This is a genomic window from Arundinibacter roseus (assembly GCF_004348825.1).
Taxonomy (GTDB): domain Bacteria; phylum Bacteroidota; class Bacteroidia; order Cytophagales; family Spirosomataceae; genus Arundinibacter; species Arundinibacter roseus.
Map to the genome: position 1 here is coordinate 1 of NZ_SMJU01000011.1, position 16835 is coordinate 16835.

Consider the following 16835-nt stretch of genomic DNA (forward strand, 5'->3'; position numbering starts at 1 on the left):
ATCGTATCATATCTGACCGTATTAGAGCACATAATCTTGACAACCACGATTCAGCCATGGAAGCATGTGCTGGATTATGGAATTTTTACTTATCTACTTGAAAATCAGCATTGCATCAAGTCTATTGATGATTTCGGAGAATCGATCCTGAGCCTCAGCAGAACCGATTCAAAAATTGCGCCCTTTTTTCATCTCGCAGTTGACAAACGACCCGAGGAAGAACTATATGACATACGGGTAGATCCGTACTGTTTGAACAATTTAGCCGGCAAATCGGAACACGAGGCTACTACCAAAAAACTTCGCTTGGAGCTGCGGGCATACTTAACCCAAACCAAGGATCCGCGCATGAGTCCGGATGGTGAAAAAATCTATGAATCGTATATCCGGTATAGCCCAATCCGGAAATATCCCGAGCCCGGAAATTGATTTTTTTGGTCATCGAAATGTATTTAAATCGGATCGCAACAATAGCATGAACTCAACCTGCGCTGATGGATTGCACACTTTGTGGGCTGAGTGCAATTTAGCTCTGAAAGGGCGCAATCCGCTAGCATGGGTTGTAGCCCCAGGATGGATGATACGAGGGAATCTGGTTTTTCCTGAATATTCCCAAAATCATTAACCCCAAACCAAAAACGTATGTAGTATTTTTACATACATTTTAACTAATGGCCCCCAAAACCACATGAGCGTTCTGCTTGATGAATTGCGAAAATTAGCAGCAAATTCCAATTTCGAATTGGCCCTGTAATATTCGGGAAAATACGTCCTTGCGGGTACAGAACTTGTTTTCTTGGAAAATCGGTGCTATCTAAGCCTGGTTGGTTTTATGTTTATGAATATTCTTCTGCTGGGCGTAAAAGTGCCTTTTCATGTGAATTTCCAGCAAGTCGATTTACGATTTTATGTCAAACGGCTGGAACGTGGCGAATGGAAGCATGGGTTGATTTTTATTAAAGAAATTTCCCCAAAATATGCGCTGTGGTCGTAGCAAAGACCCTCTATGGCGAAAAGTCGAAACCCGTCCGGTGAGCCTAGTTGGCAGGAAAATTCCACCGAACCAAAGTAAAGAAAAACCGTATCCAAAAGTCGTGGCGGTTTTGTGGTCTACCACCGATATCCCTTTCGAGACACATAGAAGCTGTCTGAAAATCTGTAAGGTAATTCCAGGGGGATACCTTCTTGGGGACTCCTTGCCTACATATTGACCGATAATAGTCAAGGAGCATCTCCCACTTTGCCGCCAGAATCGAATCGCCGAAGCAACAGCACTTCCTTCGGGAAGAAATCTGGATGGCTTCTTTAAACAATCAGGACAGAGGCGAAATTAATTGAAGATACAGCAGGCAAATTATAAGAATTCCATGGGAATAAAACTTTTGGATTTTAATCAATTCAAAGAGAATACTTACCGTCGAATTTAACGGAACCTTTTTTGAAGGCCCTTCTGTTATGCACCATCGACGGGATATGACTGATTCCACCATCAGTTAAGTAAAGACTAAATGGTGAAATTGAATGTACAAATACCCAAAAATGCTTTGCGATGTATCATTCCAGATAAACAGACATTCTTTCTTAGCATCGAAATCTTAAAACTTAAATGCATTTATGATTAGTAAATCGGCGCTTACACGATCAATTTCAGTTTTGATCATGTTCTTTTTCTCAGCGATTACTTTGGCACAGAACCTGGCTTCCGATTACATGAATAACCCATCGCAACGGATACAGATCGCTCCTGAAAGTGTCTTCGAGAGTTTCCGCGAGGCCGGATTGAAACCAACCAACCATGAACTGACAACAACCCAAAAACAGAAAGTTTTTCATGCTTTTACTTTGTTACCGCCTTTGTATCAACGCATTTTGAAGCTGCACTTGCAGAGCCTCAGCTTTATGGATAACATGCCTAATACGGCATTAACTTCACCAGTAGATTCAGTCGGCGGAACGAAAATGTTCAATATTACATTTCGGGCGGGTTTATTGGATGAAACCATTTCACAATGGGCAACGTGGAAAGAGAATTCATGCTATAAGGTGACAGATAGTTCTAACTTTCAGGTGTATGTCGAAGCGGGCAATATGGACGCTATACTTTATGTATTGATGCATGAGGCTACCCACATTGTGGATGCAGTAATGAATATTACTCCACATCCCGACAATGCAAATGAAATCGTAGATCTGACCCAATATACCACAGATATATGGCGCCTAAGTAATTTGCCGGATAAAAGATACATTGATCCAATCCTGGAACAAACCCGTTTTCGAAGCGGAAAGCCTGTGCCGATTAACCTGGCATCAGAAGTGTATCGTAAGCTCGCGGAGACACCCTTTCCTTCATTATATGCGATGTCAGCCTGGTTTGAGGATATAGCCGAATTGGCAACAATCTATCACCTGACCAGCAAGTTGAATCAGCCTTATCATGTGGTTGTCACTAAAGATAATACTGAATTAGTCCGCTTTGAGCCAATGCTTAACACACTGGTTAAACAGCGATTGGAGCAGTTAGCCACTTTCTACGAGAAGTAATTTCAGCTTCATAGATACTATACAATCTGGTTTAGCAAGCTGAATCTTATTACCTATTAACCTGATGCACTTAAATATTCAACCCACCAGTCTCTGATCATTAACCTGCCCTGTGCAGATGATTTATGCATATATTTAAAATCAAGTAAAGAACAAAACTCACATTACATTTGAACAAATCAAGAAAGCTCATGGCAAAGCCAAATCCCTAAAAGTTTTTCCCGCCAACATCCAGGATTCAAAAAAATTAGGTGTAATCCATTAGGACACCATTTTGCGGGACGGCCACATAGGTTATTAGGATACTGAGGAATGTAACACATCAACACTCGCTGCCTATGATCTGCTTGAAATTGCCAGTATAGCCCAAACCACGTAATTTCTATCCACTTTTCTTGCACACCAGCAGAGACCAACAGGCTATCAACCCTTTTGTCAGGATACCGCCAAATCGAGTGTCGACGAATGGACGGTCAGAATTAGTACGATGACATGAACGTACCAGGAAAAGAGTGGGAAAGAGATTTTAGTGGAAAGGATACCGTATTAAGAAACGCACTGCAGAAGCCGCCCATTCAGCGTGAAATTTAATAGTAGTAGTAATCCATCATCCATCTCAGGGTTTCAAAAAGTACATTGGTCATTTAAAGGACAGACAGGTTGCACAGGTAAATGTTGTAGGCCGGTCCGTTCAGAATTTAGCCACATAATTTGAACAACGATGAATTGTGAGCTGATCAATTTTGGAAGGACACTGATGATTCCAAACTGACAGGTGGGTAATAAATTCCTAAATCAGAAAATAAATGTATTTGCGTGTCTGAAGGAAGCTGCAAAAAGGCCAAAAACTTCATGAAAAGCCCCTAACCGTCTATTTGTCTTTGTAAGACCATCAATTTTCTCACAAAGTGAACATACCACTTTACAAGTTAGTAGGTTGCTACCTTTCATCGCTTTAGAACTCGGTAAGCGCTCTTTATTTACACCCGCACAGTCTTTCAAAAAATAACTGATATCAGCCACCAGGGAAAAGGGAGTTACAGCCTGGTACAAATAAATTTGATGAATGTCATCATTTATGTATTTCCTTACAAGGAAGATCTACTGCATGGGATTGCAGAGGATTGTTAATGCAAGTGAAGTTATCTACGCTTCGTATTGATTAATTATTGAGATTATCTTTTTAAATCCAGGCTAATAGTAGGATTGCAGTTATATGGACGTTCGCAGTAATTTCAATGCAAACATTTGCAACAATTAAATGGTGACTTTACCAGCTTTTGTCTATTAATTATCTGTTCTGACCAAAAACACTATGTATCATTTAGAAAAGGAAAAATATTTGGGAAACTCGAATAAGAAATTTAGTAACAAAAAAAGCATTTCGATTATTGAAACAGAATATCATCAAAAGGTCTATGAAGGCTGGCATTCACATCAAAATGCACATATTACTTTGTTTTTGAAAGGGGGAACCGTTGAAAAAAGAAAAAAAGAAACCAACCTGGTTTCTCCTGGCACTGTTTTATTTTATCATAGTGATGAATTACACCAAAACCAAAATACTATATTCCCATCAAAAAATATTAATATAGAGATTGATGAAACACACTTCAAAAATTTTGAAATCACCGAAGAGGTACTTAAAAATAGAATTGCAAACAGTGTAGAAACTAAACTTTTGATACTTAAAATCTATAAAGAATCTTTAATAAATGACAATTTCTCAGAAGATTCAATTAATATACTTCTTTCAAATTATGTATCAAATCAGTATTATTTTGAAAAATTTTCAAATTGTCCAACTTGGGTAAATACCTTATTTGAATTATTAAATGATTGTTGGAATGAGAATCCTAGTCTAAATGAATTATCAAAGATTTTAAATATCAACCCTATTTCCATTTCTAAGCATTTTCCAAAATATTTTGGTTGTACATATGGCGAGTATATGAGGCGTTTAAAGATAGATAAATCAATATATTTGATACAACAAAAAAAAGTATCTTTGACCGAAGTCGGTTATACGTGTGGATTTTCCGACCAAAGTCATTTTATTAGGACATTCAAGCAATGTACTGGGTTTTTGCCAAAAGATTTTAAAAAAATTCTGTGAAAGGCAAATATCATTCTATTTTGAGGTTATACAATGGAGTAGTTTTGCAAGAAATTACTCAATCTTTTGGCCAATTAAGACAAATTTATGAAACATATAATTATTATTTCAATTTTGAGTATATTGTATTTCACCGGAAAAGCGCAATCACTTTTGGTAGAGCAGAAATGTAGTAAAATTGATAGCTTGATTACATTATGGTCAAATCACAAGACGTTTAATGGAGGACTTGTGATTATGCAAAAGGGTGAAATCATTTATCAGAAATCCGCTGGCTTTGCAAATTTTGAAAAAAGTATATTAAATACTGAGACCACCCCATTTAACTTGGCTTCTATTTCCAAGCCATTAACCGCAGTGGCAATTATGCAATTGGTGGAAAGAAATAAACTAAAATTAACTGATTTAGTAGTTTCATATTTGCCTGATTTTCCATATAAAAGTGTAACAATAGAACAGCTTCTCTCTCATACCTCAGGCTTACCAGAAATTGACCAATTTGAAAAAATATTTACACAAGAAAATCCATTCAATATTCTTTCAAATCTTGAAATATATGAAGAATTGGTAAGTAAAAAAGCTAAGCCATTGGCGGAAGCAGGCGAAAAACATTTTTATAATAATTTAAACTATATTTTACTGGCAAACCTATTGGAAAAAGTATCCAAGATGTCTTTTAGCCTATACATGAAAAAAAATGTATTTGAAAAAGCAAATATGAATAATTCTTACATTCGTGAACGAATCAGTCCAAATACAGCCCGATATTTCCTGCCTACATTTTATGATACTACATTTGTAAATACTGACTCGTTGAAAAATCAAAAAATTTATACAGATTATAATTTAGGAGGCACCTATGGTGACAATAATGTCATCACAACTTTGCAAGATATGGTATTGTTTGACAAGGCCCTTAAATCAGGTAAATTGCTTTCCCAAAGTGCAATCAATCAGATGTACCATCCAGTGAGATTGAAAAGTGGCAATTTTTTCTTCACAGGTGGCACAAAAACTTATACACTTGGCTGGAATGTCAATGAAAAGAACTTTGCAGGACAGTTTGTAGCATGGCATGATGGTAGTTTGGTAGGACTTACAACCATCTACTTTAAAAACCTAACTGATGATGTTACTTATATTATGTATGAGAACAAAAATACACCACTCTTTTTTAGGCGCTTTTTAGCAGTTTCAAATATTATGGATGGAATAAAACCTGCTGATGTATCGCTTCAGAAATCGTTAGTACGGGAGTTTGGCTTTTTGCTAATACAAAAGGGCCCTCATTATGCAACAGCTCGTTTCAATGAATTGAAATCAAATAAGGATTGGTATTTTCAAGAGCATGAAATGAATGAATTAGGGTATCAATTATTACTTAAATCTGAAAATCAAAACTATAAGGAATTGTCCATTGAAGTATTTAAAATGAACACCTTATTGTTTCCTGAAAGCCCGAATGTTTATGATAGTTATGCCGAAGCGTTAATGACTTTAGGATTAAATGAAGAAGCTATTATATCTTACAAAAAAGCCATACTATTAAATCCAAAAAATGAATATGCAAAGACTAACTTAAAGAAACTTGAACAATTGAAAGGTACGAATCGTTAATTTGGTAACTCTGAAAAGTGGACTTACTTAGTATTTAGGTTTTAGAACTATAATTGCTATTTGAACAAACAGGTGAAATTCTGTGAAATGGTTGAAAGTATTTCTATTTTAATTCGAAATTAATTGTCTATTAAAATTAAAGTAACACAAGTAATAATTATCATTTATTCATAATTATTTCCTACCAGCAGTACTGTACCAGACTTTTCAACAATCTATTCCATTCAAATGAAATTCCTGCTTTTAATAGGTTTTTACGGTTTAGCTATCGTTCCTTCTCCAATACTCGGACAAAATATCCAAAAGAAGATTGTCAAAGCAGATAAAATGTCATTCAATTGTTCTTTATTTGAACCAAAAGCGAAGGTCAGCAGCATACTTTTATTACTGCCCTGCCTGGGAGAAAAACCTGAAACTATATTTGAGAAAACACGGCTGCCCGCGCTATTGGCGGAGCATGGCTTTCTCACCATTTTGCCTGATCTTGGAAAAACCCTATTTGCTGACAGTACTACATGCGCAGATTTACACAAACAGATGCAGTATTTTATTGAAATGAATAAGTTGGGGGAATTGCCGGTGGTCGTTGGAGGATTTTCGAGAGGCGGAGCAATTTCCTTACGTTTTGCAGAGCACATACTATCAGCTGGCATAACAGTAAATTTAAGAGGTGTATTTGCGATAGACCCGGCCTTAGATTTGCAGCGACTTTATTATTCTTCAATAAATAAAAGTCGGTATGGTTGTTCAAAATTGATAACCAAAGAAGGAGCATCAATCACAAATTACCTGGTAGAAAAACTAGGTGATTCTCCTCAAACTCAAAGGGTAAAATACATTGGCCATTCTGTTTACTCTCACAACATCGATAGTGGTGGCAACGCAAAATATCTTCTAAACATTCCTGTTCGATTGTATAGCGAACCCGATTTAGCTTTCGTAAAACAGAAGTACTGTCAGCAACTGCAGGAAGATGATTTAAACGCATTTGACATTAGATACTTTTTCTCAGTCTGCTCAGAGAAGTTTGAGTGATACCTAAATAAGAAGCAAGTTGTTTTAGCGGAACTCTTTGTAAAAGGTCTGAATGTTTCAACATATTCAAGTACCGTTCTTCTGCTGTCATTGTCTGATAACTTAATATTCCGTTAATAACCTTTAAAAATGCATCTTCCCAAATTTCTCTTCCAAACTGTTGCCAGGCTGGAAATTTTGTATACAAATTCTCCATTTGAATTTTGTCAATTGAAAGCAATGTCGTGTCTTCTATGGCCTGAATGTTGAATAGTGTAGGCTGTCCTGATTTAAGGCTATTAAGTTCTGTGAAGAAATCACTCTTAAACGCCAACCATCCAGTTATTTGTTTTTCGTCTCTATCAAAATAAATGCGTAGTCCTCCTGACTTAATGAAATAAAAAGAAGTTACAAATTGTCCTTTCTTGATGAGGAAATTCCCCTTTTGAACGGTTCGTACTTGAAAGCTTGAAACAATGGCCTGTAAATCATTGTCTGAAATATTGATTTTAGATTTTATAAAGTCGCTTAATTCTAACATAAGTTCTTTATCAAATGATGGATCAGTACAATTATCGTTATCGCAACTATAATTTAAACTTAGTTACAAGTTTTCTCAAAACCACGGTATATTCATATGGGTGGGCAGGTAAGTAGCAATGGTCAAAATCCCCATTTCCTCGATTCAGATGCTACAAATTGACACATAGGGACATTTATTGAATAATCCATTTTCGCCGTATCTTCCTGGTAATATGCGGGCATTTGCAGGCCTGGACTGAAAAAGTCCTGATTGGGTCAATGATCCCTGATGGCAACCTTCAAACCTACCAACTCTAATAATAGGAATAAACGCCGCATATTCTCGCTGGGCACTTGCTGGTCTCAAACGAATAAACGCCGCCAACAGGTATGATAAAAGTGTTGGCGGCCCGGATTAATCCTTCAAAATGTACATTTCAACGGGTATACTACCGGAATATTTTCCCATCTTTTTCCAGCTCTTTATACTTTTCAATATACTGCTTGTCAAGCTCTTCCGAATCTTTGTACTTTATTCGTAAATCGGCTAGTTTTTTGTGTAGCTCCGCTTTTATGGAAGCATATTTTGGATCGATATAGACGTTTTTCATTTCATTCGGATCGCTCGTGCGGTCATAGAGCTCCCACTCGTCGATGTCATAGTAAAAATGCACGAGTTTGTATTTCTCCGTCACAATGCCGTAGTGCCGCTTCACCATGTGAACGCTTGGGTACTCGTAGTAGTGGTAGTAGGCCGCGTCCCTGAAATTCTTACCTTCTCCTTTAAAAATTGGAATCAGACTTTCGCCCTGCATGTCGGCAGGTGGAACGATACCGGCTGCTTCCAGAAACGTTTGTGCAAAGTCCAGATTCTGAACCATTTGGCTATTTTTTGATCCTGGTTTAATCACCGACGGCCATTTGACCAACAGCGGTGTTTTGAAGGATTCATCAAATATAAACCGCTTGTCAAACCAGCCGTGTTCTCCCAGATAAAACCCCTGATCGGACGTATAGACCACAATCGTATTTTCGTCCAGACCATTTTCTTTCAAAAAGTCCAGCACTTTGCCTACACCCTCATCAACCGCCGCAATCGAACCCAGATAATCCTGCATGTAACGCTGATACCGCCATTTCATTTGGTCAGTCCTGGACATGTTTGGGTAGTTTTTAATGAATTCCTCGTTCATTTTCCCGTAAACTTCATCCCATGCCCTGCGCTGCTCAGGATTCATGCGTCCCACGGTGCTTGTGTAGTTTCCCTTGTCGTACGAATGCGATTCTTTAATGCCCAGTTTATCCATATTTTCAGGAGTAATCTTCGAGTCTCCTGCCCAGTTCATGTGCGTCAACAGGTTCATTTCCTGCTCTTTTGAAGCTCTTCCCCGCCCTTCGTAGGTATCAAAAAGGGTGGCCGGCTCCGGAAAACTGCGGTTAATAAATTCCTTATAATGCCGCTCCGCAGGAAGCCATTCGCGATGGGGAGCTTTATGCAGAAAGGCCAGGAAAAAGGGTTTATCTTCCTGCCGCTCATTTTTCAGCCAATTCAGCGTCATGTCCGTAATCAGGTCCGTCACGTAGCCTGTCAGAGTGATTGTACCTTCATTTTTTGTTATAAAGTCTGGGTTATAATAATGACCCTGTCCTGGAAGAATTTTAAATTCATCAAAGCCCTTCGGATTATTTCCAAAGTGAAGTTTGCCAAACATAGCGGTTTGGTAGCCATTGGATTGCAGAATTTGAGGAAAGGTAATATTAGTGGTATCAAAAGGGAAATAGTTGTCAATCTTGCCGTTCAGATGACTGTGCTTTCCCGTCAGAATCACCGCCCGGGAAGGTGCGCAAAGAGAATTGGTTACACAGGCGTTGCTAAAAAGCATGCCTTCGTTAGCAATCCGGTCAATATTGGGAGTTTGCAGCAGCTTGTTGCTGTACGCCGAAATAGCCTGATAGGCATGGTCGTCGGACATGATAAAAACAATGTTGGGGCGTTTGCGCTCTTTTTGTTGGCAGGAAGTCAGAAGCGTAGCCGCCGTCAACAAGCACAAAGAGGTGAATACGAACAGTTTTTTCATTGAGTAAAAAAGGTTGAATCCGATAAAATGTAAACATTCAGGAAAAGATTAAAATACCCCATCAATCAATTTTGATTGATGCAGTTTTTGACATCTAATTCACACCAAAGGCCAAAGGCTTTTCCTTTTGATTTTTATAAAATTACCAGATTACAATCGAGGAAATCCTGAGTAATCTGGCAATTTGTACCGGAAGAGTCATTGAAAGATTACTTATTGAATTTTGAATCCTTCCGGATTTTGAGTGATTTTACTGGTAGAAATAGCCTGAAATGGAATTGGAGCAATGTATTGCTCCTTGGTTGGGGACCGAACGGGCTTAACATTTTCGGCAGGATCCCGCAATGCAGCAATTTCCTCCACCCGTTCGGTACGTACCAAATCAAACCATCGCTTACACTCACCAGCAAGCTCCCATCCGCGCTCATCCACAATTTCATTGGGAGTCGCGGTAGTACGATCAACGTCTGGATTAGGGGTTAGATATGGTAAACCGGCCGCTCTTCTTTTGACCTGATTTAATGCTTCTATTGAACTCGCGGTTTCCCCGATTCGTGCCTGTGCCTCGGCATAAATCAACAATACTTCGGCATAGCGATAAAGTTCAACAGCCCGAAATCCAAAGGTTTGTGTAGCTACCGTCAGATCTTCGGAGATGGTAAATTTTTTGTACATCGGATGCGCGCGCTGCGACTGTTGCCAGGGCTTGAATGCAGGATTCAAGGATACAATTACCCCCGCAGCCACACCCCGCTGAGGGATTTGGGTCGCAAAAGTGGCCTGTTTTCTTGGGCCTTCGGGAAAACTCCTGAAAAATTGCAGCTCGGGAAAGATATCGGAAAATCCACGAGCCTCATGAAAGCTGAACGCAGTGGGATAAAAAGATGTCATATTCTCCGTTTTCGAAAACTGCACCGCAAATATGGATTCCAGACTATTTTGGTTGGAAAGCAGCCACAATTGATCAATAGGCAAAAGTTTATGATAGCCCCTATCAATCACTTCTTTTGCTTTGGCGGCAGCCAGGGCATATTTGGAGTTATCTTTCAGCGGCCAGCCCCCCCAGGTCAGGTATAAGTCGGCCAGAAGAGTTTTGGCGGCAGCCGAGGAGGCCCTTCCCACGTTTGAGGTGGCACCTGGCGAAGGAAGCGCCGCCTCAGCGATCAGCAAATCACTTTCTATTTGCAGATAGTTCGCTAAAACTGTTGCCCGTACTTCTTCACCTGTGGGTTGATTGCCATCCAGAATTATGGGCACATTTCCATGGGTACGCACCAGATTAAAATAGCTCATGGCCCTGAGGAACCGGGCTTCTGCATCAGCAATATTTTTGACCGATTCTGAAACAGGTGAAGTTTTCAGACCATGGATCAGCGTATTAGCAAAATAGATGATACGCCAATAGTTATTCCACCCGTCGGCCAGCCAGTTTATCTCGGCATTTTCACCCTTTCCGTAATCAAAGCGATCAAACACGCGGAGTGGAGCCTTGTTACCAGCTTCCCAGGTCGTAATGTCATCCGCGCCAAAGGTAGGGGTGCGAAGATTCTGGGGGTTACGGTGTGTCACCTGCATTTGCCGATAAATGGGCGTCAAGGCGGCAATTACATCGTTCTCAGTTCGCAAATTATCTATATCCAGGATACTGCTTACATCTTCTTCCAAATCAATACACGAGTGACCAGAAGTTATAAAAATGGCAATAAGAAGTATGTTCAGTAGGCGTTTCATAAGCAAGTTTGGTTAAAAGGTCAGGTTGAGTCCCAAAGTAAATGTGCGGTTGATCGGATAGGCATCGTAATCAATTCCCAGGTCAATATCAGAGTTTCCGGAGGCCGTACTTTCCGGATCGAACCCACGATAGCCAGTTAGAATCAACAGATTATTGGAGCTTACATACAGCCTGAGTTTGCTGATACCAATTTTTTGCAACAAGCTGTTGTCAAAGTTGTAGCTGAGAGCCGCATTTTTGAGCGTGGCATACGATCCGTCTTCCAGAAATTGGGAAGACAATAGCTCCGTTCCGTTTCGGCCTGATGGAATATTCGAAGGGTTTGTTGGGGTCCAGCGGTCGATATAATCCTGATGCACGGCATGAAACTGCTGGGCACCCAGGGCCATCATGCGTCCGCGTTGGAAATTGTAAATATCATTACCTTGTGAACCGGTTATCAAGAAATTCAGGTTGAAATTTTTGTAGGTAATATCCCAGTTCCAGCCCCAGGTAAAGTTTGGGTTTCCGGTTCCGATGTTGGTAATATCGTCCGTCGTGATGAGACCATCCCGGTTAATATCGCGGTACTTTGCATCACCGGGACGGCGGTTAAACTTTGCTGCTTCACTTTCTTCTCCCAACTGATACACCCCTTCAAAAATATATCCCCGAAAACTACTAATCGGCATTCCGACCTCAACGCGGGTAGGATTGACCGAAAACGTACTTGGAACGTATCCGGCGCCCAGTTCCAGAGGCTGACCATCGACCAGTGCCAATACTTCATTTTTATTTCTGGAAACATTGAGCGATGACCGCACGTCCCAGTCATCGGTACGAATCATATTCCAGCCCAGCGAAATATCAAACCCCTTGTTTTCTACTTCACCAACATTGCGGGTAATTAACGTTGGGCCAAGGAAAGAGGGCAATTGGGCGTTCAGCAACAAATCGGTTGTATTTTTTTTGTACAGGTCAACTGACAGCGTCAGGGCTGAATTGAAAAGCCCAAGATCCAGCCCAATATTGGCCTGCCGGGTGGTTTCCCAGGTCAGGTCAGGATTGGCCGCCCGCTCGGAGGGAGCCACGCCGATCGTAGCGGTATTGCCGGTAAAGGGATAATTAACGTCCGGAGAAATCACGGGCGTTGCCCGGGTGGCCAGCGGACCAATGGCCTGACTGCCGATAACGCCGTAGCTAACCCGCACTTTCAGGTCGCTGATGGCAGGTATATTTTTTATAAATTCCTCCTCAGCCAGTTTCCAGGCCACGGAGCCCGAAGGGAATACGCCCCACCGATTATCCTTCCGAAATTTGCTTGAACCATCAGCCCTGACTGAGGCAGTAACCAAAAACCGGTTCAGCAAAGAGTAGTTCACCCTGCCCAGAAAAGATTGCAGACTTTCGTCCGAAAACGTGTTCATTGTTCGTTGAATCGATCCCAGCGAGAGATTTTTGTAGGTGGTTTGGTCGGAGAAAAAATTACTGGCAAAAGATGTATTGCCCGAACGTATGACGAGTTGCTGTTCATGCACGGCGTCGATGGTTAGGCTGTGATTTGGGTTTTTGTTTAGGGCATATGTCAACCGATTGGTATTCTGAATTCTGGTTACTGTTTGATTAAAAACCGTCGCGCTGCCGATATTATTTACCAGTATGGGCGTGTAGCCATTATTGTTTGTCGTAAATCGGTCTACTCCACCAGAAATGTTGAGTGTAAGATTTTTTAGTATATCGTAGTTTGCAAAGCCGCTTAGCGTGAGACGATCCTCAAAATTTTCACGCGTGTTGTTTTCCGGTATCAGCAAGGGGTTTGGGGCGGCATTGCCCACGCCCGGTTTGAGGGGGGCGAAGTTATAATTTCCCTGTGCGTCAAAGGCCGGTGTCGTGGGGTCCCAGGTCAAACCAGTCGATAGTTCTGCCCGGACACCGGTGGCTTTTTCATGACTGATAAACGAATTCAGACCAAGCCTGATTTTTTTTGAAACCTGGGCATTAAAATTGGCGCGCAGGGTATAGCGTTTATAATCCTGATCAATAAGGGTCCCTTTCGAGCTATTCAAATTTCCCGAAACAAAGTAATCAAAGTTCTCACTTCCTCCGCTCATCGATAGCTGCGTATTGGAAAAAGGGGCGGTTCTGAAAAATCTATTTTGCCAGTTTTCACCGGCTCCAACCCGCAAAGCGGCGATTTCGTCAGCCGTATAAAGCTCCCGGTTTTCTGCAAAGTTTACTCCCAGGGCAAATTCAGCCGGACTCATTAAATCCAGTTTCTGAGCTACGTTTGAAACGCCTGTGAAAAAACCAACTTCTATCTGCGCCGGACCTTTTCTACCTTTTTTTGTGGTAATCAGCACTACCCCATTTGCCCCTCTCGACCCATAAATAGCCGTAGCGGAGGCATCTTTTAACACCTCCATGGATGCAATATCATTTACATTCAGGGAGTTTATATCTCCTACCACCAGGCCATCCAAAACGTAGAGCGGGGAATTATCACCGCTGATTGAGTTTGCCCCCCGGATCCGAATTTTAAAGCCGCTGCCCGGTGCGCCGCTTGTTTGGGTAACCTGTACACCCGCCGCCCGGCCCTGCAAGGCCTCGTCAATTTTGGTAAGCGGTTGTTTTTCAAAATCTTTGGCAGTAACCGATGAAAGCGAACCGGTCAGGTCAGACTTTTTAACGGATCCATAGCCAATTACAACCACATCAGCCAGCTGCCGGGCATCAGGTTCTAGGTTTATATTGATGGTTGAGCTTTCACCTACAGGTTGTTCACTGGACTGATACCCCAAAAAACTAAAAACAAGTATATCGCCCGAGTCAGCCGTGATGGAATAGGTGCCATCTGCCATTGAGCTTGTGCCAACAGTACTGCCTTTAATAAAAACATTGGCTCCCGGTACGGCCTGGTTCTGCTCATCCACAATCTTTCCCCGGATTACTTTCTGAGCGATTACCTGCGGCAATCCTAAACCAATTAGTAAGGAAAACAGCAGGAAGGCTCGCGATAAAAACGTAGTATAATTATTCATTTTGTCATGGGTTTAGTTTAGTAATTTTCAATCTCATTTTTACTTTGGCATCCATTAGATCCAGAATAGCTACCCTTTTACCTTCTATTGTGGCAATGCAAACGCTACATAACTATCCCCTTTTTTGGTGCCAAGTTTCGCTCCGCCGCAGGCAATTACTACATATTGGCGGCCGTTGGCCTGGTAAACCGACGGCGTGGCAAAGCCGCCCGCAGGCAGTTTGGTTTCGTAGAGTAGTTTGCCACTGCGTTTGTCGAAAGCCCGAAACATACCGTCTTTGGTAGCCCCAATGAATAGCACCCCGCCCGCCGTTACGACGGGTCCGCCATAATTCTCACAGCCCGTGATGGGAATGCCTTTGGCCGTGAGTTCTTTAAATTCACCTAACGGAATTTTCCATTCGTATTTACCCGTATTCAAATTCAAAGCACTTAACTGTCCCCAGGGAGGATTAATACCCGGATAACCATCCTGATCCAGAAATTTTTTGTAGCCATCCAATTTGTAGGGAAGCGGAAATTTTTTATTTGCTGGCTGAACTCCGACACTTTCTTTTTCCAGATCAAAAAGAAATTCGATGAGCGCCTGCTGCTCCTGTGCTTTGAGCGCAAAACCGGGCATCATTCCCTTCCCATTTTTAACAACTCCATTGACATACGCCTGATCATGACGTTTATAAATGTTCTTTAGCGAAGGAAACCCACTCGCCGGATTGCCCAGCAAATCCTTGCCGTGGCAGCTTGAACAGTTAAGGCTATACGTTCGGTGTCCCGGACTAAGATTGGCTAGTTCATCCTCATCAGGAATCGTGCGCATGTCCATGACGTAGGCCATTTCGTTAGAATTGATGTAGAGAATTCCCGACTCGGCGTCGTAGGCAGGTCCGCCCCATTCGGCTCCGCCGTCAAAGCCCGGAAACAGCAGCGTCCCTTCCAGACTGGGAAGCTCAAACTGGTTTTTATGTCGCAATTTTTTTAGCCTTGCCTTGAGCTCCTGCCGATTGGCTGCGTAAGGATTGACATCATCTTCTCCTATGGACTGCCGGGCAAAAGGTGCGGGCTGCTGAGCAACCGGCTGCGTAGGCGAAGGCACCTCGCCAGGCAGAGCGTTGGTAGGTACCGCCATTTCTTTTATAGGAAAAAGGGACTTACCCGTCATTCTATCAAAAACGAAAACAAATCCCGACTTGGTAATCTGGGCTACGGCATCAATCGTCTTGCCCTGACGCTTAATGCTTACCAGCGTAGGAGGCGAAGGTAAATCCCGGTCCCATACGTCGTGGTGAACAAATTGATAGTGCCAAATCCGCTTGCCGGTAGCGGCATCAAGCGCCAACAGGCAATTGGCATACAGATTATCGCCCGGACGATTGGCGCCATAAAAATCATAACCCGCCGAGCCCGTGGGCACGTAGACAATGCCCCGGCCGCGGTCAATAGCCATGCCAGCCCAATTATTGGCGGCTCCCACATCCGTGTTTTTCCAGTTATCCTTGCCCCAGGTGTCATATCCCTCCTCGCCCGGGTGAGGAATGGTACGAAATGTCCACACAAGCTGACCCGTTTGCACATCAAACGCCCGCACGTGCCCGGGTGCTGCATCCGGTCCTTCTGACACACGGACTGGCATAATGATTAGATTTTTAAAGAGTGTACCGGGAGTGGTGGAGCGGATAAATTTAGTGCGAGCACTTTCTGGCAAACCCGTGTAAAGACTCACGCGCCCATTCTCTCCAAAGGATTCAATCATTTTACCCGTGGTAGCGTCCAGCGCATACAGCCAGGTGCCCGCACCGTACAAAATCCGTTTGTCATTCCCGGATTCCCAGTAGGTAACGCCCCGAACCATGTTGGATTCGGTGGCACCTTTAAATCGCCAGATTTCCTTACCTGTGACAGCATCCAGGGCAAAAATCTGGGAGGAGGCCGTAGGTGCGTATAACACCCCATCGACAATGATTGGATTGCTGGGCATTAATCCCGAAAAATCGCCGGTATGGTACTCCCAGGCCACCTGAAGATTTCCCACATTTGCCGCTGTGATTTGGGTTAAAGGCGAGTAGTTCGTCCGCCCCGGACCACCCAGATATTCCCGCCATTCGCTCGTGGTTTCTGTGGCAGTTTTTGTAAAATTCAAAAAGAAAAGTGCGCTACCCACCGCAACCAGTGATAGTACCAGTAATTTATTTTTCATGG

Annotated in this window: 9 protein-coding genes and 3 pseudogenes; 7 read left to right on the top strand and 5 right to left on the bottom strand. The window is 42.2% G+C overall.

The window, feature by feature from the left end:
- The 7 genes and pseudogenes from EZE20_RS17235 to EZE20_RS17265 all read left to right on the top strand — a co-directional run.
- Nucleotides 1-429: pseudogene (locus tag EZE20_RS17235) on the top strand (hypothetical protein); the annotation flags it as partial.
- A 358-nt stretch (nt 430-787) separates the two neighbouring features.
- Nucleotides 788-994: pseudogene (locus EZE20_RS17240) on the top strand (DUF2071 domain-containing protein); the annotation flags it as partial.
- A gap of 620 nt (nt 995-1614) precedes the next feature.
- Nucleotides 1615-2544 (top strand): hypothetical protein, encoded by a 930-nt coding sequence (locus EZE20_RS17245; protein ID WP_132119967.1) that lies wholly within the window; start codon nt 1615-1617, stop codon nt 2542-2544.
- Between the two features lie 403 nt (nt 2545-2947).
- A pseudogene (locus tag EZE20_RS24655) lies at nt 2948-3040 on the top strand (hypothetical protein); the annotation flags it as partial.
- A gap of 819 nt (nt 3041-3859) precedes the next feature.
- The gene (locus tag EZE20_RS17255) at nt 3860-4660 is read left to right on the top strand and encodes an AraC family transcriptional regulator (RefSeq protein ID WP_132119969.1); all 801 of its coding nucleotides are present in this window, start codon (nt 3860-3862) and stop codon (nt 4658-4660) included.
- An 87-nt stretch (nt 4661-4747) separates the two neighbouring features.
- Nucleotides 4748-6277 (top strand): serine hydrolase domain-containing protein, encoded by a 1530-nt coding sequence (locus tag EZE20_RS17260; RefSeq protein WP_132119971.1) that lies wholly within the window; start codon nt 4748-4750, stop codon nt 6275-6277.
- A gap of 228 nt (nt 6278-6505) precedes the next feature.
- Nucleotides 6506-7312, top strand: coding sequence for an alpha/beta fold hydrolase (locus EZE20_RS17265; RefSeq protein WP_132119973.1), 807 nt, complete (start codon nt 6506-6508; stop codon nt 7310-7312).
- Here the strand turns inward: EZE20_RS17265 and EZE20_RS17270 are convergent.
- The 5 genes from EZE20_RS17270 to EZE20_RS17290 all read right to left on the bottom strand — a co-directional run bounded on the left by EZE20_RS17270 (nt 7272) and on the right by EZE20_RS17290 (nt 16833).
- Nucleotides 7272-7832, bottom strand: coding sequence for a Crp/Fnr family transcriptional regulator (locus EZE20_RS17270; protein ID WP_132119975.1), 561 nt, complete (start codon nt 7830-7832; stop codon nt 7272-7274). The two genes, EZE20_RS17265 and EZE20_RS17270, sit on opposite strands and share 41 nt — an antisense overlap.
- 430 nt (nt 7833-8262) lie before the next feature.
- Nucleotides 8263-9891, bottom strand: a complete 1629-nt coding sequence (locus EZE20_RS17275; protein WP_132119977.1) for a sulfatase family protein — start codon at nt 9889-9891, stop codon at nt 8263-8265.
- Between the two features lie 213 nt (nt 9892-10104).
- Entirely contained in the window at nt 10105-11622 is a 1518-nt protein-coding gene (locus tag EZE20_RS17280; protein WP_132119979.1) for a RagB/SusD family nutrient uptake outer membrane protein, read from the bottom strand.
- Nucleotides 11623-11634: 12 nt separating this feature from the next.
- Nucleotides 11635-14640, bottom strand: coding sequence for a SusC/RagA family TonB-linked outer membrane protein (locus EZE20_RS17285; RefSeq protein WP_132119981.1), 3006 nt, complete (start codon nt 14638-14640; stop codon nt 11635-11637).
- An 84-nt stretch (nt 14641-14724) separates the two neighbouring features.
- Nucleotides 14725-16833 carry an outer membrane protein assembly factor BamB family protein gene (locus EZE20_RS17290; protein ID WP_132119983.1) on the bottom strand — a complete coding sequence of 703 codons (2109 nt, stop codon included), beginning with the start codon at nt 16831-16833 and terminating at the stop codon, nt 14725-14727.
- Nucleotides 16834-16835 lie beyond the last annotated feature (2 nt).

Bases quoted from the DNA above. Each gene is read 5' to 3' on its own strand.
- EZE20_RS17255 (WP_132119969.1), top strand. From the start codon at position 3,860: ATGTATCATTTAGAAAAGGAAAAATATTTGGGAAACTCGAATAAGAAA.
- EZE20_RS17265 (WP_132119973.1), top strand. From the start codon at position 6,506: ATGAAATTCCTGCTTTTAATAGGTTTTTACGGTTTAGCTATCGTTCCT.
- EZE20_RS17285 (WP_132119981.1), bottom strand. From the start codon at position 14,640: ATGAATAATTATACTACGTTTTTATCGCGAGCCTTCCTGCTGTTTTCC.
- EZE20_RS17280 (WP_132119979.1), bottom strand. From the start codon at position 11,622: ATGAAACGCCTACTGAACATACTTCTTATTGCCATTTTTATAACTTCT.
- EZE20_RS17245 (WP_132119967.1), top strand. From the start codon at position 1,615: ATGATTAGTAAATCGGCGCTTACACGATCAATTTCAGTTTTGATCATG.
- EZE20_RS17290 (WP_132119983.1), bottom strand. From the start codon at position 16,833: ATGAAAAATAAATTACTGGTACTATCACTGGTTGCGGTGGGTAGCGCA.
- EZE20_RS17270 (WP_132119975.1), bottom strand. From the start codon at position 7,832: ATGTTAGAATTAAGCGACTTTATAAAATCTAAAATCAATATTTCAGAC.
- EZE20_RS17275 (WP_132119977.1), bottom strand. From the start codon at position 9,891: ATGAAAAAACTGTTCGTATTCACCTCTTTGTGCTTGTTGACGGCGGCT.
- EZE20_RS17260 (WP_132119971.1), top strand. From the start codon at position 4,748: ATGAAACATATAATTATTATTTCAATTTTGAGTATATTGTATTTCACC.